We start from the raw sequence: 26,622 nt of genomic DNA on the forward strand, positions 1-26,622 counted from the left end.
GTGTAGGCGCCGTACAGGCGCCGAAGCGTGCCGGCGTCGGCGAGCAGTTCGATCGCGGCCGACGGTCGACTCGCGACGCGTCGCATCACGGTCGCGGGTCGGCGCGTGACGTCATCGATCGTCAGTCCCTCGAGCGCCGCCGCGACCGAGGCCAGGAGGTCGGGGTCCTCGTGTTCGACCCACGCGCCGCGCATCAGCCGCGCGAGCCGGTACTCGGACCGCATCAGCTCGTACAGTTTCCGCGGGTACGCCGACTCGTTCCCGTCCGCGATCAGCGCCGCGAGGAGGTACGCCGATCTGATCCCCTGACAGATCCCCTCGCCCTGATACCGGTTGGCGATCCCGGCTGCGTCGCCGACGAGGAACACGTTATGCTCGGGGACGTAGGTGCGAGCGGGATCGAGGCTCGGCCCCCTCGGGATGGTGGCGATGTTCACGTCCGCCCGGTCCGGGACGGGAACCGAGTTCCGCTCGGCCGCGGCCTCGAGCGCGCCGAAGTAGTCGTCGGGCCGCCGGTCACCCGCCCAGCCGATGCCGACGTTCGCGTGACGATCGGACTTCGGGAACACCCAGGCGTAGCCGACGTATCCCTCGAAGAAGATCCGCGGCCAGTTCGCGTACGCCGAGAAGTCGCCCTCGACCGTCGCGTTGAGCGCGACCATGTCACCGGTGTACTCGCGCGTCTCTCCGCTCGCTTTGAGCGTCAGTGACGGCTGTCCGGTCGCGTCGACGACGTAGTCGTACGTCTCCACGATGTCGGCGTACTCGCTGGGTGAGACCGATCGGCCGGTCCGGAATTCGACGCCCCTGGCTTCCAACTCTGCCGCCCACCGCCGTTCGACGACGGGTCGCTCGCAGACGTAGCCGGGCTCGCACCGAACGTTCGACGCCGCGAGCGGTCCGGCGTCGCGCGGACGGTCGGCCCCCTCGTACACGCGAAGCTGGAATCCGTCGACGTCGTTGACGAACCCGTTTTCGGGCGTCTTCTCGAGCGGGACCAGCGTCGCGTCGTTGATCGCCTCACCGCAGTCCACGCGCTTCTCGTCGTACTCCTGGCGCTCGTAGACGGTCACCCGGTCTACGCCCGCGAGTCGACGCAGTCCCGTCGCCGCCGCGAGTCCCGAAACCGATCCGCCGAGCACCGCTGCAGTCGGCTGCGTGTCGTCCATCGCTGTGTCCTTGCTCGAAACCAACCGTCTCGATGGTAATGAGACTAGTTGATTCTCCATCATTTTCGAACACTCACGGGACGAGGGGGATCTCGTCGGTCGAACGATTCTCGGGGGCTGGCGGCGACTCGAGTCGCCGCTGACGGCGCTCATCTCGACTGTATCCGACATCGCGGGGTACTGAGACCAGAACAGATTTCGTGATCGGTCCAATGCTGTACAGTATGATGCTTCCTACCGATCCTGGCCGTCGCGGTTCGATCCCCCGGATCGCACGCTTCGTCGGGACGACACCGGACGGAGGGGCGCCTGGAATCGTCGCCGAGGCCGGCGAATTCATCGACGAAGTCGTCGAGGAACCGTAACCGTGGGCTACCACACGTTCGATGCTGGGCGGGCGGACAAGCTCGAACGAGCCGAACGGCGATACCGATTCCTCTCGGCTGAGGAACTGCTGTGGGCGCTCTCGCTGTCGCCGGACGACACCGTCGCCGACCTCGGCAGCGGCACCGGCTTCTTCACCGACGACGTCGCACCCCACGCCGGCGCAGTCCACGCGGTCGACGTTCAGGAGGCGATGCACGAGTACTACCGGGAGAAGGGCGTCCCGGAGAACGTTGCCCTCGTGACCAGCGACGTGAGCGACCTCCCGTTCGACGACGACGCACTCGACGCCGCGTTCTCGACGATGACCTACCACGAGTTCGCGAGCGATGACGCGCTCGCGGAACTCCGACGGGTCCTCGTGCCCGGCGGGCGACTCGTCGTCGTCGACTGGGCCGCGACCGGCGCCGGCGAGGACGGGCCGCCGGTCGACGAGCGATACGGCGCCGACGAGGCGGCGACCGCCCTCCGCGACGCCGGGTTCGACATCGAACACGAGGCCGTCCGACCGGAAACGTTCCTCTTGATCGCGACCCTCGAGTGAGTTTCCGGCCCGATTCATCAGTTTTTGACACCTCGGAACCCCGCCTTCAGAAACCGACAGGATAAACCACGTCTATGGGATAGAAGATCCAAATGAGTCGTGGTGGGCAACGATCTGTAACCGATGCGATCGGTGACGTCACCCGAGCGTTGGTTCCGACCATCACCGAACCCGAGATGCGTCGCCGCGTTTGCGAGGCGTTCGTTTCATCGGAAGTGTACTCCGATGCGTGGATCGGCCGCTATCTGCCGGAGCGAGACGACGTAATTCCGAACGCATCCGCCGGGATCGCGGAGCAGACGCTCGAGGACGTCCCCATCGCCACGGAGTCGCCTCGAGCGGAACTGACGAACGAGGCGGTGCGCACACGGGAGATTACGGTCCGACGGGACCTCGTCGACGATCCGCCTTGCGAGGAGTGGCGCGACCACGCCCTCGAGCACGACTACCGAACCTGTGCGGCAATCCCGCTCGTTTACGAGGGGACGCTGTACGGCGTCTTGCAGCTGGCTACCGACCGGCCACGCGGGTTCGAGACGACTGAGCGAGAATCGCTCGCGGAGCTGGGTGTCACGATCGCCTACGCCCTCGACGATGCGGAGTCGCCCGCGAACACTGACCGCGACGAGAGCGCGGAAGCGGTGGAAGAGATGATGGAGGTACCCATCGAGGCCGAGCAGAAACGACGGCTCTACGAGACCATCATCTCCAGTACGCCCGACCTCGTCTACGCCTTCGACCTCGACTACCGCTTCATCTTCGCCAACGACGCGCTGCTGGAGATGTGGGGCCAAACCTACGACGAGTCCATCGGCAACACCTTGCGAGAAAACGGCTACGAGCCGTGGCACGCGGAGATGCACGAACGCGAAATCGATCGGATCGTGGAGACGAAAGAGCCCATCCGCGGCGAAGTCGCGTTCGAACACGCCGAACGCGGTCGCCGAATCTACGACTACATCTTCGCACCAGTGCTCGATGACGAGGGGGAGGTCGAAATCATCGCCGGAACGACGCGCGATATCACCGAGCGCAAGGAGGCCGAGGAGGCGCTTCAGAAGAGCAAGGAGCGATTCCGCGCGCTGGTTACCGCGAGCTCGGACGTCGTCTATCGCATGAGCCCGGATTGGAGCGAAATGCACGAGCTCCAGGGCAAGGAATTCATCGCCGATACGCAGGAATCGACCAGCGACTGGCTCGACAAATACATCCATCCGGACGATCAGGAATGCGTCACGGCGGCCATCGACGAAGCCATCCGGACCAAGAGCACCTTCGAACTGGAACACCAAATAGAGCAGGTCGACGGCAGCCTGGGCTGGACGTTCTCGCGTGCGATACCGATGCTGGACGAGGACGGCGAGATCGTCGAGTGGGTCGGGATGGCGAGCGACATCACCGACCGCAAGGAGTACGAGCGGGAACTCGAACAAACCAACGCGCAACTGAAACGCTCGAACCGAGAACTCAAGCGATTCGCCCACGCCGCTTCCCACGACCTCCAGGAGCCGTTACGGATGGTTTCGAGCTATCTGCAGCTACTCGAACAGCGGTACGGGGACGACCTCGATGCCGAGGCGAAGGAGTTCATCGAATTTGCCGTCGACGGCGCGGACCGCATGCGGGAGATGGTCGACGCGTTGCTCGAATATTCGCAGGTGAGCACCCGCGGGAACGACTTCGAGACGGTCGACTGCGAGGCCGTCCTCGAGCAGGCGACGGGGAATCTCCAGATGGCGATCGAGGAACACGAGGCCACCGTCACGTCGGACGAACTGCCCACCGTGAGCGGCGACGAACGGCAACTGATTCAACTCTTCCAGAACCTCCTCGATAACGCCATCACGTACGCGGGCGATGCGCCGCCGACCGTCCACGTCTCCGCCGAGCGACGGGACGGCGAGTGGCTGTTTTCGGTCCGCGACGAGGGGATCGGGATCGACCCCGAAAAGACGGAGGACATCTTCGAGGTATTCAACCGCCTTCACACGCCCGACGAGTACGGCGGAACCGGCATCGGTCTCGCTATCTGCAAACGCATCGTGACGACCCACGACGGCCGCATCTGGGTCGAGTCCGACCCCGGCGAGGGGACGACGTTCTTCTTCACGATTCCAGACGGCGCTGGCGGAGAAACGACATAGCGGTACATAGTACCGTGTCTCAGCGTGGCGTGGCTTCGTTCGGTGCGTCGGCTGTCGTATCGTCGAATCGGGACGTCTCGAGCCGTGAACTGATGGATTACCAGTCGAAATCGCGGTGGAGCTGGCGCCCCTCCTCGTTCAGTACGGGACCGGTAACATCGCTGACGCCGTCGAGAACCTCCGCCGATCGGACTGACGGTTCGGCGCTGGTGAACTCCGCGAGTTCGTCGCTGCCCACGCTGTAGACGACCCGTCCGAACCCGGCGCTGACCATCCCGCCGGCGCACATCGGACACGGCTCCGTGCTCGTGTACATGACCGTCTCGGCGCGTTCGTCCGGGTCGAGTTCTCGACACGCCCGATACGCGAGGTGAAGTTCCGGATGGCGGCGAATGTCGTCTTCCGTAACCACGCGATTCGAGTCGGCCATGATGACCGTATCGTCCCGGACGAGCACCGTCCCGAACGGCCGGTCACCGCGATCGACGGCCTCGCGAGCGAGTTCGAAGGCTCGGCGCATGTGCGCCTCGTGGTCGAACTCATCGAAGGTCGGATCGGACACGTCTGTACAGTAGCTCGAGTAGCTACATAAACCGTGGTGGACCGACGTGTGAGAGCGTCCGGAGTGTCGTCACTGCTGTCGCCGATCGTCACCTCCTCGACGGACGCTTGCGAATGCACCGGTGTCCCGCCGGTGAGCACGTTCACCGGCGTTTCTGTCTCGTCGGTGAATAGGATGTCTTCGAAGGTGTGCGTCCCGAGGATCGCGTCGGGGGCCAACTCGCAATTGTTGAATGAATTACCAGTTCCTTCTGGAATCATCAAATCAGGAGCCTACAGCGGGGCTCAGTCATCTCACCCCCGAAAAACAACTTCTGCTGTGAGTGCCAGAAAAGGGTTCACAGTATTCATGTCCGGGATTCCCGAATCAGTCAGTAAAGACACATACGTGATCGACCGTCACCAGTTTTCTATCTCGTTCACAGGTCGAGTGTGACGCGCTGTCCCCTCTCAGCGGATTCGTAGAGGGCACGGATGACGCGCATGTCGATCATACCGTGTTCGCCGTCGGGTTCGGGGTCGAGACCACGTTGGAGGCGGTTGGCGAAGTAGTCGAACTCCTCGCGCATCTGGTCGACCGGCTCCGGCTGATACTCACTCTCGATGTCCGGTCCGGATACCCGGAGCACTTTCCGGGTGTTCGGGAAGAAGAGCCCCTCGATGCTCAGTTCACCTTCGGTGCCGACGAACCGGAGGCTCGAGGTCACTGTCGCGCTGTGCGTGACTGTACACGAGGCGAGCGTTCCGTCGGGGAACTCTAGCTGGAACGCTGCGTGCTCGTCGGTTCCCTCGTAGGCCGGCTGTTCGGACTCCGTCCGGGCGTACACCGCTTGGGGATCTTCCTCCAGGATGAACCGGATCGTGTTCAGCGGGTAGATCCCGATGTCGTTGAGCGTCGTCCCGCCGGCAAGGTCGGGGTCGAACCGCCAACTCGTCTCGTCGGCGGCGTCGAGGATCGTGTCCGACATGTGCCCGAGTATCGAGACGACATTGCCGATTGCGCCGTCCCGGATCAGTTCTCGGGCGCGGCGGGCCACCGGTTCGGTCTGGAGTCGGTAGGCGACCATCAGCGGGACATCCGCTTCCCGGCAGGCGTCGACGAGCGCCTGAGCGTTCTCGACAGTCGCTTCCAGGGGCTTCTCGCAGAGGATCGCCTTATCGTGCGCGGCCGCGGCTTCGACGTGGTCCCGGTGGAGTCCGTTCGGCGTGCAGATGTACACCGCGTCGTAGGCATCGGTTGCCGCGCCGTCGGCATACTCGTCGTAAGTGAGGGTTCCCTCGATCCCCTCCAGGTCAGTCGCGACCTCCTCAGCCTTCTCCGTACTGGAACTGACCAGGACCGTCGTCGTGCAGTAGTCTGCGTTTTCGACGGCAGGGATCGCGTGCTCACGCGTCCACCACCCGAGTCCGACCATGGCGAACCGGACCGGATCGGCGTCTGTGGGGCGTTCCCAGTCGCGAGCACTGAAGCTGTCGAGATCGAACTCCATGAGCGAGGATTTGCTGCCCATAACAGATAGTCTTCACGCATGAGGAGCTACCAATCGAGTAGAGACGATTTCTGGGAGCGTATCCGACAATTCAGTCTCCGACGAGTGCGGTCGTAGTACTTGAAGTTTTATCTGAGTACAACGCCTCAATATCGTGCTTCGCGGCCCAATCGATGAACGCGCTCGTGGATTGGTCGAGTCTGCGTTCCGCCGCTTCGCTTGCCTTATCACCGACTTCTGCGGCCCGTCTAGTTGCTTCCTTGGCCTCTGTCACTACGCCGTGAGAGATCTGCGATGTACGTGGACTGGAACGACACCTTCCCATACTTCGGTAATTCTGAGTCAGACCGTTTCAATCGATATGTGGACCATACCGAGGAGTGCTACATCGGCTGCATTCCCAGATCGGTGTTGTAGGGACCGATGCTTCTGGTGTGGTATTATGCTCTTCGAAGGTGTGAATCGTCTCTTCGTCGCAGTGTCGACAGTCAGGTCGCGTTTTGTGTGAAATGTTCGGCTCTGTTGTGGCCAGATTCGATCCGGATGTTTCCTGTAGCACAAGTGCAGGAACGAACCACCGACGTGAATCCTCGAGTGCGTCCAATTCTTCGCTGTCAGCAATTGCGTCCCCCCACTCGTTGTAAAGAATTGGCAACTCTCTATCGGCTGTCGCCCATCCTGTGATATTTTGGTCCACGACGGCGTCAAGTTACTCGAGCGGCTCTGTTGAAACCCTCAAACTGTGATAGGAACGGCATGCTGAATATACGCTGCAGAGACAGGAGCGGTAGCTGGGCACCATCTAGTTAGCACAGTTTGAGGATCGAGTAGGTCGGAGAGTGATTAGAACTATGCTCGCAGACCTTCTCAGCGGGTGTTATGCGGCAGAATTTGATGAAGCTTGGGAACGGGAGTGGGCGGCGACGTTCACAAGAGCGTAGCTCTTGTGCAGCCCATTAGAACGCGGAGGTTCTGAGGACGCCCGTCAGGGCGTTCGCCATCCGGCTCCATGCGACTGGTTGTTCTCTTCGAGAGACACAAGAAATTCTTCGCTCATTCGGCATTGAAAGGCCTCATCAAGCAATCTGGTACTGGGATCATCGGATGGTTGATAGCGTTCCAGACCCGCCGACGGTTTCGCCGTCGCGGGTCGCGGTTGATGAAACCGCTGTCAGGATTAACGGCAACCGATCTTGGATGTACGCTGCAATAGACATCGACACGAAACTCATCCTCGATGTAGCGCTCTTTGAACGGCGGGGCACCGATCCAGCTGCTGCGTTTCTACATGGACGTACCAAGAAACACGATCTATATCACGGCGAACGAGGCCACTTTTGTGACAACATCTAACGAAGAAAAAGAGGCCGGTGGGTACAATACTTCTGATGAACCACTGCCAGTGTAGGTATTTGCGGATGGTACTATCCAGCCGATCAGTCCACATAATGCCTGCTCATGTCAGCATCCATTCCCTCGAATTCTGGATGAAAAAGATGTCTTTGAGACCGCTAAAGCGACTCAAAAGGTTGAAGACCGAATTGAGAAACTCAGAAAGACGTGCAGCTGAAGCAAACGATACTAGACGAGACGTACAACTTACGGTGCGGAGTCGAGCGAATCAACGACACAGTCAAGGACTGCGGCCTCGGGCACGTTCATGCCCAAGGCTGCGTCCACGCACGAGCGCAGGTTCCCCGCGCTATGTCTTTTCCTTGTCATCACAATCACCGACTATGGATGAGGAGATAATCCAGGAAATACTGTGATCATAGTGTGGGAACTCTTCTATGACTCCCTATAACCGCCAGCAAGTGCATGAAGTCCTTGAGACTGAGATCCAGTATTAGTATGAAACGGTCAGCTGAGCCGGCTGATCACCGTGCTCTTGAGCTCGCTGCGGATCTGTCGGGCGATCGGACGCGGGTCGTCGAGGTGGAGATAATCGAAGCCAGGGTCGTTGTAACACGAGCGTAGGATCTTGGCCGCGCGTCTTGGCAACGAGGGGCGCTCGACGAACGGGGACTCCTCGCGGGCGATACTGACGAGGTGTTCCAGCTCACCGTACAGATAGTGCGTGCTGACGCCGGTCTCGTAGCTAGGACTGATTAGTCCAGAACGATCGGTAGCTGTATACCAGTACCAAGCGGGGAAATCCGCCCCCGCACAGGTCGCACAGGCCAGCGACTGCCACATCCGTGGATTGATCTCAACGATGTTAAACTCACCAGTTTCGGCATCCTCGACGTACTCGATACAGGCCAGCCCATGCCACTCGAGTTCATCGAGGATCGCCCGGCCAGTTTCCTCAAGTTCGGGAATGGCAACTGACTCGCGATAGACGCCGCCGCTACCGGTGTAGGAATCTCCCCGGAGCTGTTTGTGCTGGAAAGTCCCCAAGGGTTCGCCATGGTCGTACAGCGCTCCGAAGAGGTACTCCTCGCCATCGATGTATTCCTGAACAATCGGTTCATGGCCCATTTTCTCGACGAGTGCGTCGATGTCAGGCGTCTCGCCTGCCGGGATATGTACAACCGATTTAGCAATCCCGGAATCTTCGAACGCCATGTCCTCAAGGTACTCGTCAGTGAGTAAGTTATACCGGGATTTGATGATCCGGTCACCGCTCCAGTCGGTGACCTCGCCGAGCAGTTGCGTATCTGGGATTGCCACGTCCGCCCGAGCGGCTGCCTCCGTGAGGTGCTTTCGGTCGTGGACGTCCCGCAGCCTCTCGAGGTCTGGGACGACGACGTCGACGTGGCGGTCGAACTCGTCGGCGAACTTCGAGAGAAGGTACGTATCGTGTGGCCGGTGGGGGATAATCGTTCTGACGTCTGGCCGAGCGGCCAGTCCCAGTAGCGAATCCTTGTACGCTGGGAGGTCACTCGGCGCCGGAACTAGCACCGATTCGTCGCAGTACCGGGAGGTTGTGACGCTCAAAGACTCGTCAGCGACCGCGGCGATCGTGTGCAGGCCGCAGTCAGCCAGCGAACGGATCGAAGCGTATCCGTGGGGATACCGTGAGGCGGTGACGACGACTGCGTCGCGCTCAGCAGACATCGTCGAACTCCCCCCTCTCGAGCGACCAAAAACTGGAGTCCGTTACGTCGGTTTTCTGCGTGCGATCTGTTTCGGGTTCGAGAATGCGTTTCGTGACTGGCATCGTGAGTAGTGTCAACAGCGTGTATAGTTCGCCGACGCGGTTTTGGCCGCGCAGGTGGGTACGGTACCGGTCGTCAATTCTGTCAGCGTCGAGGCCGGGGAGCTCGTCGGCGAGGTTGGCAGTTCGTTCGAAGACGTTCCCCGCGAACGGCTCCGAGCGGAGCAGTTCGGCGTCGTCCAGCCAGGGACCGTTAGTTAGGTACGGCTTCGGTGATGTCTGGTTGCGAATGTGTTTGTCCCATAGCTCCAGCAGATGTCTGCCAGCGTATTTGATCGGGAACGATCGTGAGAGCGCGACACCGGAGGTTGCGTGGGGGATCGCTGCCAGGTCGGGCGCAAGACGATCGACCGCCTGCCCGATAAGATCCCGTCGGAGTCGGTATCGGACCGGCATCGACAGAGAGAGATCGATAATACGGTTATCGAGAAACGGCGACTGGTAGGGAAGCATCCGGTGGAGATCAGTATGGAATCGCAGGTCGTCGTCGTTTGAGAGCGGATAGCAGTCGCCGTAGTAGACGAGTTCGTTGAGGGAGTTGTACGTGACACCGTGGTGGATAATTTGCTTGCCCTCTCGGTAGATATTTGCCTCGAGGATCGACTGGAGATCCGTCGAGGTGGGAAGATCGTCGTGGGCCGATTCGAGCAGCAAATTGATGTATTCGTCGACCGTCTCGATCGATTGCTCGATCGGCACCGTTACCGACCCGAGCGGGCCGACTGACACTGTCGGAGAAGGGACGCTATAGTCATGGAACAGCGAGTCGGCATATAGTCCCGACAGGAGTCCGTCGACTCGGTTGGTGATCTCTGTTTCGAAACCGCTAGTGTAGGGCTGGGTGAACCAGCCGTTGAACGAGCCAGCCCACCGGTTGCGCTTGAGGGCGTCGATCCGGTATTTGGCTCCTCGGTCGAGTACCTCGAAGTCAGCGTCGGCCTCGAGGGCGACCCGTTCAGCGGTGCGGGCCTCGCGATTCATCCAGTCGTTCATGTGGAACGCGGTCGCATCCTCGAGGGTGGCTAGAACAAGCCGCGAGTCTCGACCCCCTGAAAGCAAGACGCCGTACTCGCGGTCGTCGCGGGTCCACTCGTCGACGACTGTACGGAACCGACGCACGAACTCGTCGACGAACCACTCAAAGGACTCGTCGCGCGGGCAATACTCGGGCCGCCAGTACTGGTCGCTCTGAGTCGCACCGTCAACTAGCGAAATAGTCGTGATCGTACCTGGCTGGAGTTTCTCGACGCCTTCGAGAGGAGTTGTCACCCCGAATGTGCGCCGAAAGGCGAGATATTCGTGGAAGTACGCCGAATTGAAGGCGGTATCAACGTCCGGGTGGTACGGAAGAAATTGGATATTCGTCGAGAAGACGATTGTCTCCTCGTCCGGCCGTATCCAATAGAGTGGCACCGTCCCGAACCGGTCGGTACAAAGAGTGAGCCGATCGTGCTCACGATCATAGATTAGGAGTGTGAACGTGCCGTTGAGGCCGTTGACAAAGCGCAGTCCGTCGCGCTGGTACAGCGACACACAGTACTGTGCAGGGTCAACATTGGCAGACCGTGTCCTGTATCCGCCGGGTTCGCCAATGGCACTCGCGTCATAGCCATATATGTCGCCAATCACCCAGCAACGGAGCGACTCATCGCCGTCGCAGGACTGGCTTGCGGTGTGACACCGACCTGGATCAGCCGTGAGTGCCACGTTGTCGGTCACATGCTGAATACCGTCGTCAGATAAATCCCATTCCCCTAGTGTATCCTCTAATTCCGTTCCGTGAATGTCAATAATACCGTATGTTCCATTCATTATTTAATTTATTGCTATTGGAAATATATTTTAAAAATGGTTCTTGGAATTAGTTCTTCACAATCCCCTCGTATAAGTAGTTCGGTTGTCATCTTTTAAGAGATCATCAACTAATTCTGTCTAAGTTACTAATTCTGTTCTGATGGAGTTGTTATTGGCAGCATAACTATACTATCCGGGCGAGAATTTGTAAATTGATTGTTTATAGGCACACAATGATTGTGAACACATACATTATCTATATGAGAAACCTCTGGGTTGGGGAGCCACTAATCAGGCACTGGCCTGGATCCTCGGCGTGTGAGCCCTTGAGGACGAGCTGAGATGCCTGCAGCGACGCAACCTCGTTACGACGGAGACCCAACCGCACAGCGCGAGTACCAGTAATTCTTCACCGGGAGACTCGACAGCGTTGTAGATTCGGCGGACTTGCCGGATCGAAAGGGCAGAGTTGTCTTTCTTTTCTCGGGTCCAGTTGTATTCCGCATCGGTGTCTGAAGCTGAGTTGAAAGCGGCTTTCGCCCGCTGTTCGAGGTGATCGTAGAACTGGTCTTCGGGAATTACCTCGAGATCGGCTTCGGACTCGACTGTCCACGGACTCTGTTCGACGAGTTCGTCGATCGAGCCGAAGGTTCTTGCTCTTATCGACTAATAAACAAGAGTTTGAGTGAATATAGCGGTGTCTGTATTATCCCTCCTCTCCCTGTTCGAGCGGGTGGGAGGAACAAGCCCCAAGGTTGTTTATCAGTCATAGTTCCGACGATAGTACCGGTTCAACCGATACGACCACCCGGAAACCTGACCTTCCTCTACGGTCTGTGTACCACTTCACAGAACCTTCAGGCCTTACTGGGAGGGACTAGTATCGAGGCCGGCTGTCAACTGGTGCTGTGTCTGGATCCCTGTGTGGAACCGCTGGACGATCTCGGACAGGTGCTTCGGACACGCCAGCGGAATGACGGCCCCATCCTGAACGTGGACCAGAGGATGCGGCGAGTTATACGGGGAGAGGCGGCAACTAGGACACGACACTCCGCCAGCCGGTCGATGATGCAGAAGATCGGCCGTGTCTTCGGACGTCAATCCACAGACCGAAGAGAACTGTTCCAAGTGCTCGTCACAGCTGAGGACAGGGATCGTGAGTTGATCCAGGAGGAGAAACGATACCTCTTGCCATCCGCCAGACTGGACAGCAGACTGGCACGCATCACATCCGATAGCCGACAGCGACTGCTGGACATCAGGTGATGCCATTGTATATCCTCGGGCCGCCACACAGGTAAGTCCTCGTCTACGATGAGTTCAGCTTCTACCCTGTACTCAGGTCTCGACGCTATCCCGCAGTACTGCGAAATCAAGTCTCTGAGAATGTGTAACTCCGCAGTCGGGACACTCTTCCTACCAGAATCCTTCCGCGTGACTTCAGTGCTCACACTGCCTCGGATCTGCCTCCAACGACAGTAGCTCCCACCCCGGATCTGGCTCTGAGTACAGGGACGCTCCACTTCCGGATCTCAAACTACCCGGGAGAAAAAGCAAAGACGTACTCGTTACTCTCAAGATTCTCATTCGGATACTGGTACGTCGGACGGATGTCTTCGAGGAGTTCCTCGACACTGTCCCAGAGAATCGAGGAAGGAGTTTCGTGTTCGAATGAGATTCCCCAGCGGTCTTCCCCCTCAGTGACTTCGTACTGAATCGTCCGCAAACGGGTCAGTTGCCCCGAATTTCATGCTGTTGCCTCCATGAACTGGTCAGCGATACACGTCGTCAGCTCGTCGAACGTCTCGAGTGTCGGTTCCTCGTAGTCAAGGAGATTGCGGCCGAACTCGATAGGTTGTGATAGTCAGGTACTCCTCAAGCGCAGAGTAGTCGAATCTCAACAGTTCGTTGTCGATCGGGACGTTCGTGCTCAACCGACCTGCCACTCCTCGTAGTCGTCTTCGTTTCTGCCGTCGAGGACGACGAGATCCGCCGTATCGTCCACACCGATGAGTCGAGCGACTGCCGCCGGATCGAAATAGTACTGCTTACAAAATTCAGTGTATGGACAACCACGCTCACACTCGATCCGCTACGGGGCTACGTGCGATGTCCAGTGCTGGGAATAGTACGCTCCCTCGGAGCGAATATCCACTCCCATAGCTTGCGTCGCCGCCGCATTCGCCTTGTTCCGCTTTGATTCGAGTTTCGCGAGTGTCGTTTCCCGTTCCTCGAATCGCTCTCTTCGTCCGAGGCCGAAATCGGACCGCAGGGAGCGGTCTGCTGTGATGCTAGTCCGCGGACGCCGCAGACGCGTTCGACTGCTTTCTCAGCACCGGTCGTTCCCAGAAAGTGTCTCCTAACGGTGACGCTCTGGAACAGGTAGGTATCCTATTACTAAATGTTGTTTGACTATGGTTTTGTGTGGAATGCTAGCGCAAAATAGCGGCCAACAGTGTGGGTGCGAACAATGACCGGGTCGACCCGACGCGAGACGTTGAAGTCGCTCGGTGCCGTTTCGGGGCTGGTACTCGGCGGTACCGGCGCCGACGTTCTGACCGGTGATTCGCCGACGGATACCGAGAGACCACCGGGACGCTCCGGCACCGAGTTCGTGGGAACGTGGACGGCAAGTCCGATGGCGCCGAACGACGAGGGCCGCTCTCAGGAGGGCTTCGAGGACGAGACGCTTCGACTGATGGTCCGGACGAGCGTCGGTGGAAACGGTGTCCGTATCCGCCTGTCCAACACGTTCGGTGACGGACCAGTCACGTTCGACCGGGCGTCCGTGGGGATACGGGCCGAGTCCGGTAGCGCCGCGATCGAACCCGGGACGCTCCGGCAACTGACGTTCGGCGGTGACGACGACGTGACGATCACGGCCGGGAGTCGCGTCTTGAGCGACCCGGCGGATCTGCACGTCGAACCGGAGCAGGATCTGGCGGTCAACCTCTACGCGGCGGCGCCGACGGGCCCGACGACCTTGCACCACCTCGAGACCAAGACGTCCTTCGTCGCGGAGAGCGGCGATCACACGGACGAAACCGGTGCAGACGCGTTCACGACGGAAATCTCCCAGTGGTTCTACCTCGACGGGGTCGAGGTGGTCTCACCGGAGACGAACGGCGCGATCGTCTGTCTGGGCGACTCGATCACCGACGGCTTCGAATCGACGTACGACGCCAACGCGACCTATCCCGACTTCCTCGCCGAGCGAATCAACGAGAGCGGGAGTCTACAGAAATCGGTGTTGAACGCTGGTATTTCCGCCAATCGCGTACTCAGCAGAGGCGCCGGCGAAAACGCTCTCGCCCGGTTCGACCGAGACGTCATCGCCCAGACGGGCGTGACCGACGTGCTCCTGTTGGAGGGGATCAACGATATCGGAGCCGGGACGGGTGCGGGCTCCGAAACTCTGACCGCCGAGGACCTAATCGATGGCTATCAGCAGCTCATCCGCAGGGCCCACGCGAAGGGCCTGCGAATCATCGGTGGAACGCTGACGCCGATGAAAGATAATCCACACTACACGCCCGAAGGCGAGGAGATCCGCCAGACGGTCAACGAGTTTATCCGGACGAGCGACGCCTTCGACGGTGTCGTCGACTTCGACGAGGCCATCCGGGACCCCGACGATCCCGAGCGGATGCTTCCGAAGTACGATAGCGGCGACAACCTCCACCCAGGGGACACGGGCTACGAGGCGATGGCCGAGGCGGTCGATCTCTCGCTGTTCCGGGGTCGTGGCCGAAACGGTGGAAAAGGGCACGGAAAGAACGAGGGCCGCGGAAGAAGTCCGGGTAAAGCGGACTGAGGCCACCGCGAATCGGCCCGGCGGTATCGCCGACGCGGTCTCCGCTCTTGCCGGCTCTCTGCGCGTCGGCTGTTCGTAGATCACAGTGCGGTGGCTCGAGTCGGCAGCCACACGGCGAGCGACGGAACGCGGTGGGAGTCGCCGACAGAAATTGTCTGCTCGCCTCGTGGAACGAACCGAGTGGGCCGGATATGTCGACGGAAGCGATAGTGGACGGATCGTCCGGTGAGATCACGAGAGGCGAGGCGATCGTACCGGCTTACCTGTCAGCCTCCACCCTTAACGGAGAACGGACGAATGGTCGTACTGGCGGGACAGGAGTACTGTCGTTGCCGGCAGCTCTCGTCCGATCTGAGACATCTGTACCCGCCGCTAATCGAGAGTATCCGACGTCAGAGGCCAATCTCGGTTCACCCCTACCCACCGATTGACACACCACCATCGACAGGGGGGATCCGACGCCGGGCCCGACCGGCGTTTCTCGCAGGACCCAGTAGTCGAAAGCCGCGAGCCGCGGGTAACGACGGCGTCCCGAGAGGTCGTGATCGCCGCAACGATACTCTCCGTACGGCGCGCTGACGGGGGTCGCGGTCACTCCGAAACGGTCGACCGGCTTCGCAGAGCGAGTCTGGCAACCGGTCGCCGCCCGATTCTCGAGCGGAATGTCGGCTCGAGAGGCGTCGGCGAACCGCTCGAGAGCGGACGGCTATACGAATTCGGCCGAAAGCAAAAGTCCCAGCGGGCCGGGGCGGGCCCACGGTGGCTGACGACAAGGTCGGGTGTGGAGATGGGATCGCTTTGTCGCGTGGGAGAGGTACGCGACAGTGGATGTGTTCGGCGCAAGGGTTATCAACCCAGCCACGATTCCAACAGACTCGGAATCGGCTCTTCACGCCCAGACACTCGTGGCCTCGACGCGGCTACCGATCCGTTGGAATCGGTGGCGAGCGATTTCTCCGAACGGGACCGTTCGGCGAACGACGCTCGATCACGAGAGCGCCTCGTAGGGTCACCATTCGGCGCTCGTTGTGGTCGGTTATCTGTCGATACCTCGCTTCGGTCGGCTTTCGGACGGGATTCTCTCGCTGGTTCAGGATAGATCCAGTGCCGTATCACGCCACCTCTCTTGATTCTCCAAGCAATGACACTATTAAGGATTATTATATTTATAGGAGTATACGAAAAAGGAATGAATTTCAACTGATAACTTCTTCTCCGACCCCGGTGGTTATTCGTCTCGACCGTATACCACTACAATCGCGCTACTTTCTGTGACCCAGACCCTTACAACTAACCCAAATTTATTTGCCTTCCAACATCAAGTGGTCTCATATGACGATTGTTGCTTCAGTTGACGACGAGGAGAGATCGAACGCAGTAGTGAGGGAAGCAGCGACGTTAGCCGATCGCTTCGACGAACCGCTTCACGTCCTCTCCGTGTACGAAGAGTCGGAGCACGACCATCTCCTCAACGAGAAAATCGACATCGATCAAAAGCCGACGGATGAGGACAGAAAGGAAATCGCTCGAGCGGTCGCTGAACGGGCTTCCGAAGGCATTTCGCGGGAGCACGAAGTGATCGGACGAACGGGGAATCCCGCCGAAGAAATCCTGGAGTATGCAACCGAAGTCGATTCCCGATATCTCGTTCTGGGCGGACGGAAACGATCGCCAGTTGGCAAGGCGCTATTCGGGAGTGTCACCCAATCGGTCCTTCTGGACGCGGACCGACCGGTGGTCGCGGTAATGGACAGCAATTGATCCGCCCTGCTGTTTGATCGCCGCAGATTGCTGTTGCTCGCCGGAAGGCGTTCGACGACTCGCACCCCACTGAAATGCGAGTACCGCGGCGTCAGACCGGTGAACGTATCGGCGACCTTTTCGGATCATCCTCCGTTCGGAGGCGGAACGTCCCACGCGACTGACGGATCGGAGCGCGTGCGATGACCGGCAAGATCCCCCTGACGAGGACCGCCGGCAGCAGCGCGGTTCTCGAGCAGGTCGTCACGAAATCAGTTTCCGACGAATAGTTGTATCTATTCGGAGTACCGCAAATAGGGAGAGCCAGTACCTCGGGGACGAACGGCGCTCGAGGAGGTGAGTCAGTGATCGAGGTCGAACAGTATCGTCACTCGGGAATCGGGATGAACTCCGGTTCGACCCGTCGCAACCGCCCGGTGCTCTCGAGGAACGAGTGGAGATCGTCGTAGAGGTCAGTGCCGTCCCCGGCGCCGCCCCGCGAGTCCCGCAACGTGTACCAGTCGCCGATCAGCGCGCAGAATCGTTCGGCGCGGGTCATCGCCACGTTCAATCGCCGCGGACCGTCGAGCGGACGGTCGAGGAAGCCGACCTCGCCGTCGGCGTTGCTTCGGACCAGCGAGATCACGATCGCGACCTTCTCGCTGCCCTGGAAGGAGTCGATCGTGTCCACGGTCACCTCCCGGCCGCGCTCGAGTTGGGCGGTCAGCTTCGTCCGAACCGCGTCGACCTGCGCCGTGTACGGCGTGATGACGCCGATCTCGGCGGCCTCGAGCCCGGCCTCGGTTCGGAGTTCGTCGACGACGTGCGCGACGAGTCGCGCCTCCGCGTCGTTGCGCTTCGAGTGATCGATCGTCTCCTCGCTGCCGCCGACGTCGTAGCCGACGAGCGCCGGCCGGTCCGCGAGCGACGCGACGTCGCGGCCCTGCCGCAGCGCCCGGTCGTAGAAGCGCCGGTTCGAGAACCAGGCGATGTCGCGGTGCATGCGGTACTGCGTCCGCAGCTGAACGCCGACGCCCTCGTAGACGCCGCCGTCGGCGTAGAGGTGCTCGAACAGCGACATCCCGGCCGCCGACTCCGGCGGGTCTTCGGTCGCGCTGAACGGCGGCAGCTGCTTGTGGTCTCCCGCGAGGACGACCTTGTTCGCCCTCGCCAGCGGGATACAGGAGGCGGTACACGTCGCCTGTGTCGCCTCGTCGAGGACGAGCACGTCGAACTCGCGATCGAGGGTGGCGGCGCTGCTGTTCGTCGCGGCGACGACGTCGGCCCGACCGTCACAGGTCGCGTACCGCTCGCCGACCACGTCGTTCGACGAGTTGCCGGCGTTGACCCGTCGGAGGACGAACTCGTCGGCGCCGTGCTGTGCGTAGGCGTGGAGCGACCGTTCGTCGGCCGTCGCCGCCGTGCTCGAACCGGCGACGAGGTTGTCGACCGCCTGGTTCGAGTCGGCGCAGACGAGGACGTCGTCGCCCGCCTGCACGGACCGCCTGACGACCTCGACGAGCGTTCGCGTCTTCCCGGTGCCCGGCGGTCCGTGGATGCAAAACAGGTGATCGGCGAGGAGGGCACAGGAGACCGCGAGCTCCTGTTCCTGATTCAGCTCGACGTCCTGCTGGCTGCTCTTGACTCCGGCGGTGTCGCCGAAGGTGACCGCCGTCTCCCCCGTCAGGAGGGCGCGGTGATCGTCGCGCTCGCGAACGCGTGCGATCGCCTCGAGTTCGCGGTCGTAGGGAACGGAGTTCAACAGCAAGGTCACCGCGTACCCGCGTCGCTTCTGTCGGAGGTAGCCGCCGACGGTCGACCGGTCCTCGATGGCGTGCCAGTCGACGGCCAGTCTCACGGTCCGCCCCTCGATCGAACCGACCGTCGCCGCGATCGGGAACGCGTCCGGCGCGCGCTCCGCGTTCGGCGGGAAGAGTTGGACCTCGTTCCCCTCGAAGATGCCGAACTCGCGTTGGACGTACCGATGCCGGTCCTGCGCCCGGTCGTCGCCGTCGTCGTCGATCCTGAACCGATAGGTCCCGTCTTCGGGCTGGCCCAGCGACGAGAGCGAGGGGATGGCGCCGAACCCCTGCTCGCGGAGCGCTTCGGGCGTCGACCCGGCCGCTTTCTCCCCGTTCGCGTCGCGTTGGGCGTCCATCTCCGCCCGGACGAACGACTCGAGTTCGTCGAAGAACGACGCCGCGTCGTCGCCGGAGAGCGGCCGTCGAGGGGGCTCGCGTTCCGCGATCGGTGAGTCGAAGTACGACGGGGGATCGTCGGGCGCGTAGTCGGAGTGCCAGAAGCGCACCCGTTCGGCCAGCGTCGACTCGACGAAGGCGTCCCGGTCGATCGACTCGTAGTCGTCGCCGTCGTCGTAGACGAAGATCTCGCCGTGGAGCGCGTGATCGGTGAAGGCGATATACTCGCCTGTCAGCGCAGCGCTGTCGGATTCGTGAAGCGGAACCGCGATCCAGTCGTCCTTCTCGGGATGATCGAGTCGGTCGTGGTAGCTCGCGTACTCGACGATGCCGTCGATCGGGACGGGCTCGTCACGCGTCGCCTCGAGGTCGCCGTTCGTCGGCGAATAGAGCGTCGCAGTCGAGAGCTCGAAATCGCCGATCGCGTTCTCGAAGAGGAGGGACATATCGATCCGGTCGCAGCACTCGCCCCTAAATCTTCTCGTCGAATTGGTATGTGGATCGAATTGAAACGGCCGTCGGCGATGCAGCGGTTGACATCGGTCCCGGTAATACCGTCCACTGAGTGATAGATCGACTGATGAAGCCCATGCAATAGACGGGCGCGTGGCTATCGGTTCTGAGTTCAAAGCTGAGACGATGACACGAGATGAACGGTTCTCACGTCGCCGGATGCTCGAGCTGACCGGTGTCGCGGCATCGACAGCGTTCCTCGCAGGCTGTGGCGGAGGCGGTGGGAACGGAAACGGCGGCGGTAACGGCGGGGGTAGTGACGGGTTCGAGATCGACCCTGGGACGACGGTGGAGTTCAGTGGTCAGACGACCGAGTGGGAGGGTCTCGCCCCAAGCCAGATCGAGGGCGAATCGAATCCGACGCTGATCTTGCAGGAGGGCGAAGACTACACGATCGGTTGGACCGAGGGCGACGGTTCGGATCACAACATCGAGATTTGGGACGAAAACGGCGAAATCGTCAACGATCTCTCGACCGAAATCGTCAGCGAACCGGACGAGGCCCAGATGCTGGATCTGACGGCGAGCAGCGAGATGGCCCAGTACGTTTGCCAACCCCACTCGTCCCAGATGGTCGGCGACCTCCAGATCGAAGGCGGCGGTGGAAACGGCGGTAACGAAACCGAGGGCAACGAGACTGGTAGCAACGAAACTGGCGGTAACGAAACCGAGGGTAACGAGAGCGGCGGCAACGAGAGCGGCGGTAACGAAAGCAGCGAGTAATCAGTCGCTCTCGATTCGGAGCCGATTTATCGGCGATACGACTATCGCGAGTCACAACCGCGTATAGCGACCATGTGGCGAGGTTACGTTCCGAGAACGAACCCCTCGATCACTGTGATAGGAAGTGCCGGGGTAAGGTATGATGGCACGAGCGGCGGCGGCTGTCTCGTGGAACCCCGGCAGAATTCGTAGCCCTCTATTTCCAATAGTGGTACCGCTTGCAATGGCACCCCGTTTCAACGACCGATTCGCGTATTTCGTGGGAGGCACAGAGCTGGTCCGCTACGTGTGACACTCCGACCATCGTGCTACTTCGGTTCGGGTCGATTTTCGGAAGCAGCGCGACAATCGACGTACCGATCGCGCTGCGCTCGAAGCGTCACGTCACCGATTTCGGTGAGTGACGCGAGCGCATCCTCGAGTCGTCGGTCTCAGTCGTCGGACGACGCGGTATCCGACCCGGGAGCGTCGGCGCCGATGTTCATCCCCGTGAGGTCCGTCGTCCGCCACGTCCCGCGCTTGAACCAGAGGTACGCGACGACCGCACCGATCGCGTTCGAGATCGGGAACGCGATCCAGAGTCCGGCGGAGCCGATCGCCGACGAACCGAACCAAGCGATGGGCAACCGGACGAGGCCGAGCGTCACGACCGAGACGACAGCGGCGATCATCGTTTTCCCGGCGCCGCGGAAGCCGCCGGTGTAGGCCCGCATGACGCCCATGAATCCGAACGTTAGGGCGGCGTACCGGAGGAACGTCGCGCTCTCAGCGACGACCGCCGGGTCGTTCGTGAAGACGGCCGCGATCGGCCGCGCGGCCACCAGCGTGACGAGTCCGACGCCGGACAGGATGACGAGCATGGCGCGCGCGCCGAAGTGATTCGTCGCGGCGGCCCGGTCCTGTTTCCCCGCGCCGATGTTCTGCCCGGTCATCGTCTCGATTCCCTGTGAGACGGCCAGCGCCGGGAGGAACACGACCGAGAAGATCCGGGTTCCGATCCCGTAGGCGGCGCTGATCTCCGCCGGAAAGGCGGCCAACACGAACAGCAGCAGGTTGATCGACAGCGAGCGGGCGGTCCCCTCGATCGACGCCGGAAGTCCGATATCGACGATCTTCCGGCCGAACGCGAGATCGGGCGCCATCTGCGTCAGCCGGATCTTCACGCCCCGGTCGCCGCCGAACATGATCGCGAGGCCGACGGCGAACGCCAGCGCTCGCGAGAAGACAGTCGCGATCGCAGCGCCTTCGATCCCCGATCCGGCGTATCCCGTCAGTTCGAACAGCGACGCCTCGAGGCCGCCGGCTCCGAAGAGGCCGAACAGGGGATTGTTCTCGAAGCCGAAGATGAGGATCGGGTCGAGGACGACGTTGAGGGCGACCGAGCCGGCCATCACGTACATCGGGGTAATCGTGTCCCCGTACCCGCGCATGAGCGCCATGAACACGGCGAAGCCGAACACGCCCGCGAGGCCGATCGAGTAGACCCGCATGTAGTCGGCGACCAGCGGCGAGATCTCGGGGCCGGTCCCGAGGAGCACGAGGAACTCGTCGACGAAGGCATACCCGACGACGCCCAGGACAAGCGACGCGACGACGGCGTAGGCCATCGTCTGCGAGGCGGCGTACTCGGCTTTGCGCTCGTTGCCGGCGCCGACGTGTTGGGCGACCAGCACGCTGCCGGCGACGGAGAGGCCGAGCGCCAGCGAGATCATCAGGAAGACCATCGGGAACGCGAAACTGATCGCCGACAGCGACGCCGTGCTGTGGCGGCCGAGCCAGAAGGTGTCCGCGAGGTTGTACGTGACCTGAAACAGGTTCTGGATGATGATCGGCAGGGAGAGGTAGAACAGCGGCTTGCCGATCCCGCCCGACGTGAGATCGAACTCGTCGGAATCCTTGAACAGCGAGTCGACGAACCGGCGCACCCCCATCAGTTAGTCACCACAGGTGACTCGACGGCGCTTTCTCGGCGACGGAAATCGACGGTGTCGCGTCCGCGGGGAGGGCGACATCTCACCGGAACCAATCCGATTATTGCAGTAGCGTTCATATCGTTCAGTACAGAGGTTACTGACTGGTCAGTCAAAAACGTTCGGGAACGGGATCGATTTGGGTCGTCCGCTCGGACGCTGCCATTCCCCGTGGAGGAATCTTGTAGCCGCGCCATCGAACAGCGATCGACTGGCGTCGGATCAAAATCGGCATCCGCGGACTCCTCGAGTGCGGTAATGGTCGATTCGTCGACTAAAACGGTCCCCGATCCGGACGCGGCGATCTACCGCGCGCTTCGCGAACCGGGGACACCGGGCTCACGATGTAACGGATTGCCGACGAATACAGGAGTCGATCGCCGGATCCACTCCCACTACGACACCGAGAAAGACCTGCTCGCGGCGTTCTTGGACTACGTCCTCGATCGATTCACGGATTCGGTCTACGAGGTCGAAATGGCGGCTTCCGAACAGCGCCTCGGGTTGGTGCTCGACAAACTGCTCGTCGAGCGCCACGACCACAGGAGTTGCTCGTCACGGTCCTGGAGATGCGGAGTCAGGCGCCGTACAAGAAGCGCTTCAGCGACCGGTTCCGCCAGAACGACGAGTACGTTCGGTACCTGCTTCGCACGGTGATCGATCAGGGCATCGAGGAGGGCGTGTTCGCCGCCGTCGCCTCCGATCACGTCTCGCGGGCCCTCGTGACGATCGTCGACGGCGCCCGGACTCGAGCGGTCGTGCTCGACGAGGAACGGTCGCTCACGACGGTGAGACGAATCACCGACGAGTACGTACAGGCGGTACTGCTGTCTTCTCCCACGGACCGAGCGGCTCGCTAACTGTACTCGCGTGCTTATCACCTGAAAGAGCCTTACGGAAGATACGTGCTCTAAACCGGATTAGTCATCACTTCTAATCTAAGACTCTTGGATGTGTTTCTAAGACATATATCGTAGATATAGGGTCGAGCATGTGGGCTCGAAGGGGAACGTCTCGTTTGACAGAACTGAAAAATATCGAGGCGCAACAGCGAGTGCCTACCCCCTATCGTCGGCCGACTCCTCGAGTTCGTCGCCGTCGACGTCGACCGCTTTCGTACACCAGTGACAGAACTCGAGTTCCGGATCGAGTTCGTTGCCGCAGTGGGGGCAGTCGATCGCGCCTTCGCCGGCCGTCGCTGCGCTGACTGCGTCCGCGTCCGCATCGTCCGTCGTCGTCAGTCGAGCCGCCGCGTTCTGGATGCGGGCGAGCAGATACGCGTCGACGACGCTGAGCCCCGCGACGAAGGTCATCGGCGCCATCGCCAGTATCGTCTCGGCGTTCACAGTCCCGGCCATCAGTTTCTCGACTGCCGCGGGATCGACGAACAGAGCGGACACGAGGAACGACGCGGCGAGCCACCCGAGCGCGCGACGCCACCGACGAAGGTACAGGTGGCCGAATCCGGTGAGAATCGCCGCGAGCAGCGCTGCGAGCCACGGCCGTTTCCGCGATATCGATCGAACCATATGTTGACTAACCGTTCAGTAAGTAAAAAGTCTTCGCGACCGCTCCTCCTTGTCGTGGAGTCGACGCACGACGGGCGCGGGACGTTGCTCTCGAACTGTCCCGGCGAATTGCGGAGCGTACGTCACGGTATCGGCCGAACGAACACTTCAACTTCTGTCGAGGCGGAGTCCCCTTCCTCAAGGAGCAACGCAGTGAGCGGAGCGAACGAGTAGCGCAGTAGGGAGGGGAGAAGTCGACAACCTCTTCTATTAAGTGACTTTAGCACTACATTGAACATAGTGTCGGACGACGACTATCACCGCCGAACCGCCATCACACGGCTCGACGTATCCCCCCACCGACGAGTCACTCCTCCGAGATACCATCGAGGAGTGGAAACAGGGATGCCAAATCGCCGTGGACAAGGCGTGGAAGCTGTGCCACTCCAAGTCCGACGTACAAAACCTCGCCTATGACGACGTGCGAGAGAACACGAATATCGGCAGTCAGTACGCCATTCTCGCCTGCCACCAAGCTGCTGAGAACATCAAATCCTGCATCTCTCGCCGTCAAGACGGGACGAAGGCAAGCAAGCCCACGTACACGAGTCTGATAGTCACCTACGACAGTCAGACGATGACAGTCTTCCCCGAGAAAGAACAGGTATCGCTTACCACGTACGGCGACCACTCTCGCGTCCGAGCCGACCTCGTACTCCCCGACGACGAGGACGGCTACCAGCACCAGTACCTCGACAGCGACGAGTGGGAACCCACGGAATCCACACTCCACTATCGAGACGGAGAATGGTATTTGCATCTCGGCTTCCGTAAGCCCAAGACTGCCGACGAAGCGACCGAGAACGGAACGGTTCTCGGTGTTGACCTCGGCGTGAACGAAATCGCTGTCACCAGCACAGCCCGCTTTTTCTCGGCTGGTGAACTCAACCACAAGCGACGGGAGTTCGAGCGCGTGCGTGGCGACCTCCAAGAATGTGGCACGCGGAACGCACATCGCACACTCGAAGCTGTGAGCGGTCGGGAAGACGAGTACGTGAAACACGTTATCCACAGCGTGGCCAACGGCATTGTTGAGGGAGCCCTTCGTTACGAGTGTGACGGGATTGTGTTCGAGGAGTTAGACGGCATCCGCGAGCGATTACCTGAAGCTGTATGGCACTCCGAGTGGGTGTTTAACCGACTCTACGAGTACGTCGAGTACAAGGCCGAAGCGGAAGGGCTGTTCGTGGAGACGACGAACCCGAAGAACACCAGTAAGCGATGTGCAGAGTGCGGGTATATCCACGACGATAACCGCCCGTCCCGTGACACGTTTGAGTGCCAGAAGTGCGGGAATCAGAACCACGCTGACTACAACGCTGCCAAGAACGTGGCAGACGTGTATCCCCGACGCGAGCAACAGTCCTCGCGTGGGAGGGGCGTCAGTCAATACGCCCTGAAGTCTGGGACAGTGACGCCGAATCGGGGATACACCCCGTACTCTACCGAGTCAGAGGTCGAGTCCACGGACAAGCCCCACCCTCAACGAGCGAACCCGTCAGGGTGAGCGAAGTAGGGTGGGGTAGTTGACCGCGATATACACGCAAACCGAACGCTTACCCGACCGGACGCCGATATTTCGACTGTCGTTCATGCTTGAAACCGTGATCGCCGCTGTCGGCAGCGGCCTCGAGGCCGTCGTCGAGACGGCGACGGGCTGGCCCGGAATGGCCGTTATCTTCGCGTACTCGTTTCTGATCGCGTTCGTCCTCCCCGGCCCGAGCGAGATCGTGCTGATCGCGCCGCTCGATCTCGGGTTGCCCTCGTGGGCGCAACTCTCGAGCGTCATGCTCGTGAGCGCGATCGGCAAAGCCGCTGGCAGCGTGTTGGCGTTTCATATCGGCCAAGAGGTCAAACAGGCCGGTCCGGTAACCCGTTGGCTGCGCCGGTCGCGATGGGACGTGCTGCAGTGGTCCGAAAAGCGCTCGGTCCGGCTCGCACAGCAATACGGGTACGGCGGCATGGCGATCGCCCTGTCCATCCCGTTCTTTCCCGACACGATCTCGATCTACGCGTTCGCCGTCCTCGAAACGGACTACGTGCGGTTCGCCGCCGCGACGTTTCTCGGGAGTCTCGGGCGGCTTCTCGTCACGGCCGGCGTCTTCGGCGGACTCGTGACGGTGTTTTGAACCCGATCGAACCGCCGAACTCGCGCGATCGCGACCGGCGCGTTGTCGTGCGGACGGACCGAGACGATGTGACCCGTTCGGTGGCCGGTTAGCGCCGCCGGCTCACGCTTCGACGAGGAGATACTCCCGAACGTAGCGCTCGAAGGCGGCGCGGCTGTCCTCGAGGACCTCCTCGTCGTTGTTGGTGACGCGAAGCACCATCGTTCCGAGGAAGACGTTCTGGAAGAGCGCCGCTGTTTGCTGGGGGTCGACCTCCTGGAACACGCCCTGTTCGATCCCCGACCGGATCGTATGTGCGATGTGTTTTCGAATGAAGCGATCGCTCCGGGAGAAATACTCCCGATAATCGTCGTCGTGGGCCGCCTGTGATCGGAGTTCGACGACCGCCTGCGTGAACTCGGTCGACGTCGCGGCGTCGCCGAAGCCGAACGTTTGGTCAACGATTTCCTCGATGTGATCGTCCACGCCCCCGTTCTGGTACGCGGGGATCTGGCCCTCGATCTCGTCCAGCATGAACTCGAGGAAATCGAGGAGGAGTTCGTCCTTACTGTCGTAGTGGTGGTACAGCAGCGACTTGCTCTTCGAGAACTCGTCGCCGATCCGCTGGATCGTGAGATCACTGTATCCGTGTTTACAGAGTGCGGCGTACGTCGCGCTCATGATAGCGCCGCGAGTACCGCCCGGATTCTCGAGGAATTCTGGGAGTTGCGTCATCGTCCTC

Annotated in this window: 16 protein-coding genes and 4 pseudogenes; 11 read left to right on the forward strand and 9 right to left on the reverse strand. The window is 60.9% G+C overall.

Going from position 1 to position 26,622, the window contains the following annotated elements:
• Positions 1 to 1,169: NAD(P)/FAD-dependent oxidoreductase (locus C477_RS00005; protein ID WP_008892354.1), on the reverse strand; the 1,169-nt coding region annotated here is incomplete at its 3' end.
• Between the two features lie 224 nt (positions 1,170 to 1,393).
• On the opposite strand from C477_RS00005, the gene C477_RS23765 reads away from it, so the two are divergent.
• The 3 genes from C477_RS23765 (at position 1,394) to C477_RS00015 (ending at position 4,241) form a co-directional block, all read left to right on the forward strand.
• Positions 1,394 to 1,534: a hypothetical protein gene (locus tag C477_RS23765; protein ID WP_160167996.1), complete on the forward strand. Its 141-nt coding sequence runs from the start codon at positions 1,394 to 1,396 to the stop codon at positions 1,532 to 1,534.
• Between the two features lie 2 nt (positions 1,535 to 1,536).
• Positions 1,537 to 2,097 (forward strand): class I SAM-dependent methyltransferase, encoded by a 561-nt coding sequence (locus tag C477_RS00010; RefSeq protein ID WP_008892355.1) that lies wholly within the window; start codon positions 1,537 to 1,539, stop codon positions 2,095 to 2,097.
• A 92-nt stretch (positions 2,098 to 2,189) separates the two neighbouring features.
• Positions 2,190 to 4,241 carry an ATP-binding protein gene (locus C477_RS00015; protein ID WP_049914006.1) on the forward strand — a complete coding sequence of 684 codons (2,052 nt, stop codon included), beginning with the start codon at positions 2,190 to 2,192 and terminating at the stop codon, positions 4,239 to 4,241.
• A gap of 97 nt (positions 4,242 to 4,338) precedes the next feature.
• Here the strand turns inward: C477_RS00015 and C477_RS00020 are convergent, their stop codons facing one another.
• The gene (locus C477_RS00020) at positions 4,339 to 4,803 is read right to left on the reverse strand and encodes a nucleoside deaminase (protein WP_008892357.1); all 465 of its coding nucleotides are present in this window, start codon (positions 4,801 to 4,803) and stop codon (positions 4,339 to 4,341) included.
• 418 nt (positions 4,804 to 5,221) lie between these two features.
• Positions 5,222 to 6,292, reverse strand: a complete 1,071-nt coding sequence (gene gfo6, locus C477_RS00025; protein ID WP_152423233.1) for a D-xylose 1-dehydrogenase Gfo6 — start codon at positions 6,290 to 6,292, stop codon at positions 5,222 to 5,224.
• Positions 6,293 to 7,143: 851 nt separating this feature from the next.
• Here gfo6 and C477_RS22640 point away from each other — a divergent pair.
• Both C477_RS22640 and C477_RS22645 read left to right on the forward strand, forming a co-directional pair.
• Positions 7,144 to 7,606 (forward strand): annotated as a pseudogene (locus C477_RS22640) (DDE-type integrase/transposase/recombinase); the annotation flags it as partial.
• Between the two features lie 112 nt (positions 7,607 to 7,718).
• Positions 7,719 to 8,036: pseudogene (locus C477_RS22645) on the forward strand (hypothetical protein); the annotation flags it as partial.
• 116 nt (positions 8,037 to 8,152) lie between these two features.
• Here the strand turns inward: C477_RS22645 and C477_RS00030 are convergent.
• Complete coding sequence (locus tag C477_RS00030; RefSeq protein ID WP_008892360.1) at positions 8,153 to 9,352, reverse strand: carboxylate--amine ligase; 1,200 nt, start codon at positions 9,350 to 9,352, stop codon at positions 8,153 to 8,155.
• Entirely contained in the window at positions 9,342 to 11,264 is a 1,923-nt protein-coding gene (locus tag C477_RS00035; protein ID WP_049914008.1) for an asparagine synthase-related protein, read from the reverse strand. Before C477_RS00035 ends, C477_RS00030 begins: the two co-directional genes overlap by 11 nt.
• Before the next feature lie 2,452 nt (positions 11,265 to 13,716).
• Between C477_RS00035 and C477_RS00045 the strand changes: the two genes are divergently transcribed.
• A complete protein-coding gene (locus tag C477_RS00045) occupies positions 13,717 to 15,060 on the forward strand; it encodes an SGNH/GDSL hydrolase family protein (protein WP_008892363.1) in 1,344 nt (447 codons plus the stop codon).
• Between the two features lie 1,332 nt (positions 15,061 to 16,392).
• Complete coding sequence (locus tag C477_RS00050; RefSeq protein ID WP_008892364.1) at positions 16,393 to 16,821, forward strand: universal stress protein; 429 nt, start codon at positions 16,393 to 16,395, stop codon at positions 16,819 to 16,821.
• 367 nt (positions 16,822 to 17,188) lie between these two features.
• Here the strand turns inward: C477_RS00050 and C477_RS00055 are convergent, their stop codons facing one another.
• A complete protein-coding gene (locus tag C477_RS00055; RefSeq protein WP_008892365.1) occupies positions 17,189 to 19,444 on the reverse strand; it encodes an AAA domain-containing protein in 2,256 nt (751 codons plus the stop codon).
• A 226-nt stretch (positions 19,445 to 19,670) separates the two neighbouring features.
• Between C477_RS00055 and C477_RS00060 the strand changes: the two genes are divergently transcribed.
• Positions 19,671 to 20,234 carry a plastocyanin/azurin family copper-binding protein gene (locus C477_RS00060; protein WP_008892366.1) on the forward strand — a complete coding sequence of 188 codons (564 nt, stop codon included), beginning with the start codon at positions 19,671 to 19,673 and terminating at the stop codon, positions 20,232 to 20,234.
• 431 nt (positions 20,235 to 20,665) lie between these two features.
• Here C477_RS00060 and C477_RS00065 read toward each other — a convergent pair whose 3' ends face one another.
• Positions 20,666 to 22,165, reverse strand: coding sequence for an MATE family efflux transporter (locus C477_RS00065; protein WP_008892367.1), 1,500 nt, complete (start codon positions 22,163 to 22,165; stop codon positions 20,666 to 20,668).
• Between the two features lie 297 nt (positions 22,166 to 22,462).
• Here C477_RS00065 and C477_RS24875 point away from each other — a divergent pair.
• Positions 22,463 to 23,064 (forward strand): annotated as a pseudogene (locus C477_RS24875) (TetR family transcriptional regulator C-terminal domain-containing protein).
• 198 nt (positions 23,065 to 23,262) lie between these two features.
• Here the strand turns inward: C477_RS24875 and C477_RS00075 are convergent.
• Positions 23,263 to 23,733 (reverse strand): zinc ribbon domain-containing protein, encoded by a 471-nt coding sequence (locus tag C477_RS00075; RefSeq protein ID WP_008892370.1) that lies wholly within the window; start codon positions 23,731 to 23,733, stop codon positions 23,263 to 23,265.
• Positions 23,734 to 24,012: 279 nt separating this feature from the next.
• On the opposite strand from C477_RS00075, the pseudogene C477_RS00080 reads away from it, so the two are divergent.
• Positions 24,013 to 25,279 (forward strand): annotated as a pseudogene (locus C477_RS00080) (RNA-guided endonuclease InsQ/TnpB family protein).
• An 85-nt stretch (positions 25,280 to 25,364) separates the two neighbouring features.
• Positions 25,365 to 25,901 (forward strand): YqaA family protein, encoded by a 537-nt coding sequence (locus C477_RS00085; RefSeq protein ID WP_008892372.1) that lies wholly within the window; start codon positions 25,365 to 25,367, stop codon positions 25,899 to 25,901.
• Between the two features lie 102 nt (positions 25,902 to 26,003).
• On the opposite strand, the gene C477_RS00090 is transcribed toward C477_RS00085, so the two are convergent.
• Positions 26,004 to 26,615, reverse strand: a complete 612-nt coding sequence (locus C477_RS00090; RefSeq protein ID WP_008892373.1) for a TetR/AcrR family transcriptional regulator — start codon at positions 26,613 to 26,615, stop codon at positions 26,004 to 26,006.
• Positions 26,616 to 26,622 lie beyond the last annotated feature (7 nt).

The sequence above is a fragment of the Haloterrigena salina JCM 13891 genome (genome assembly GCF_000337495.1).
Classification (GTDB): Archaea; Halobacteriota; Halobacteria; order Halobacteriales; family Natrialbaceae; genus Haloterrigena; species Haloterrigena salina.

What these genes read in the sequence shown, in the direction of transcription:
- C477_RS23765 (WP_160167996.1), top strand. Translation starts at nt 1,394, where the DNA reads ATGATGCTTCCTACCGATCCTGGCCGTCGCGGTTCGATCCCCCGGATC.
- C477_RS00075 (WP_008892370.1), bottom strand. Translation starts at nt 23,733, where the DNA reads ATGGTTCGATCGATATCGCGGAAACGGCCGTGGCTCGCAGCGCTGCTC.
- gfo6 (WP_152423233.1), bottom strand. Translation starts at nt 6,292, where the DNA reads ATGGAGTTCGATCTCGACAGCTTCAGTGCTCGCGACTGGGAACGCCCC.
- C477_RS00085 (WP_008892372.1), top strand. Translation starts at nt 25,365, where the DNA reads ATGCTTGAAACCGTGATCGCCGCTGTCGGCAGCGGCCTCGAGGCCGTC.
- C477_RS00050 (WP_008892364.1), top strand. Translation starts at nt 16,393, where the DNA reads ATGACGATTGTTGCTTCAGTTGACGACGAGGAGAGATCGAACGCAGTA.
- C477_RS00015 (WP_049914006.1), top strand. Translation starts at nt 2,190, where the DNA reads ATGAGTCGTGGTGGGCAACGATCTGTAACCGATGCGATCGGTGACGTC.
- C477_RS00035 (WP_049914008.1), bottom strand. Translation starts at nt 11,264, where the DNA reads ATGAATGGAACATACGGTATTATTGACATTCACGGAACGGAATTAGAG.
- C477_RS00030 (WP_008892360.1), bottom strand. Translation starts at nt 9,352, where the DNA reads ATGTCTGCTGAGCGCGACGCAGTCGTCGTCACCGCCTCACGGTATCCC.
- C477_RS00045 (WP_008892363.1), top strand. Translation starts at nt 13,717, where the DNA reads ATGACCGGGTCGACCCGACGCGAGACGTTGAAGTCGCTCGGTGCCGTT.
- C477_RS00060 (WP_008892366.1), top strand. Translation starts at nt 19,671, where the DNA reads ATGCTCGAGCTGACCGGTGTCGCGGCATCGACAGCGTTCCTCGCAGGC.
- C477_RS00065 (WP_008892367.1), bottom strand. Translation starts at nt 22,165, where the DNA reads ATGGGGGTGCGCCGGTTCGTCGACTCGCTGTTCAAGGATTCCGACGAG.
- C477_RS00055 (WP_008892365.1), bottom strand. Translation starts at nt 19,444, where the DNA reads ATGTCCCTCCTCTTCGAGAACGCGATCGGCGATTTCGAGCTCTCGACT.
- C477_RS00090 (WP_008892373.1), bottom strand. Translation starts at nt 26,615, where the DNA reads ATGACGCAACTCCCAGAATTCCTCGAGAATCCGGGCGGTACTCGCGGC.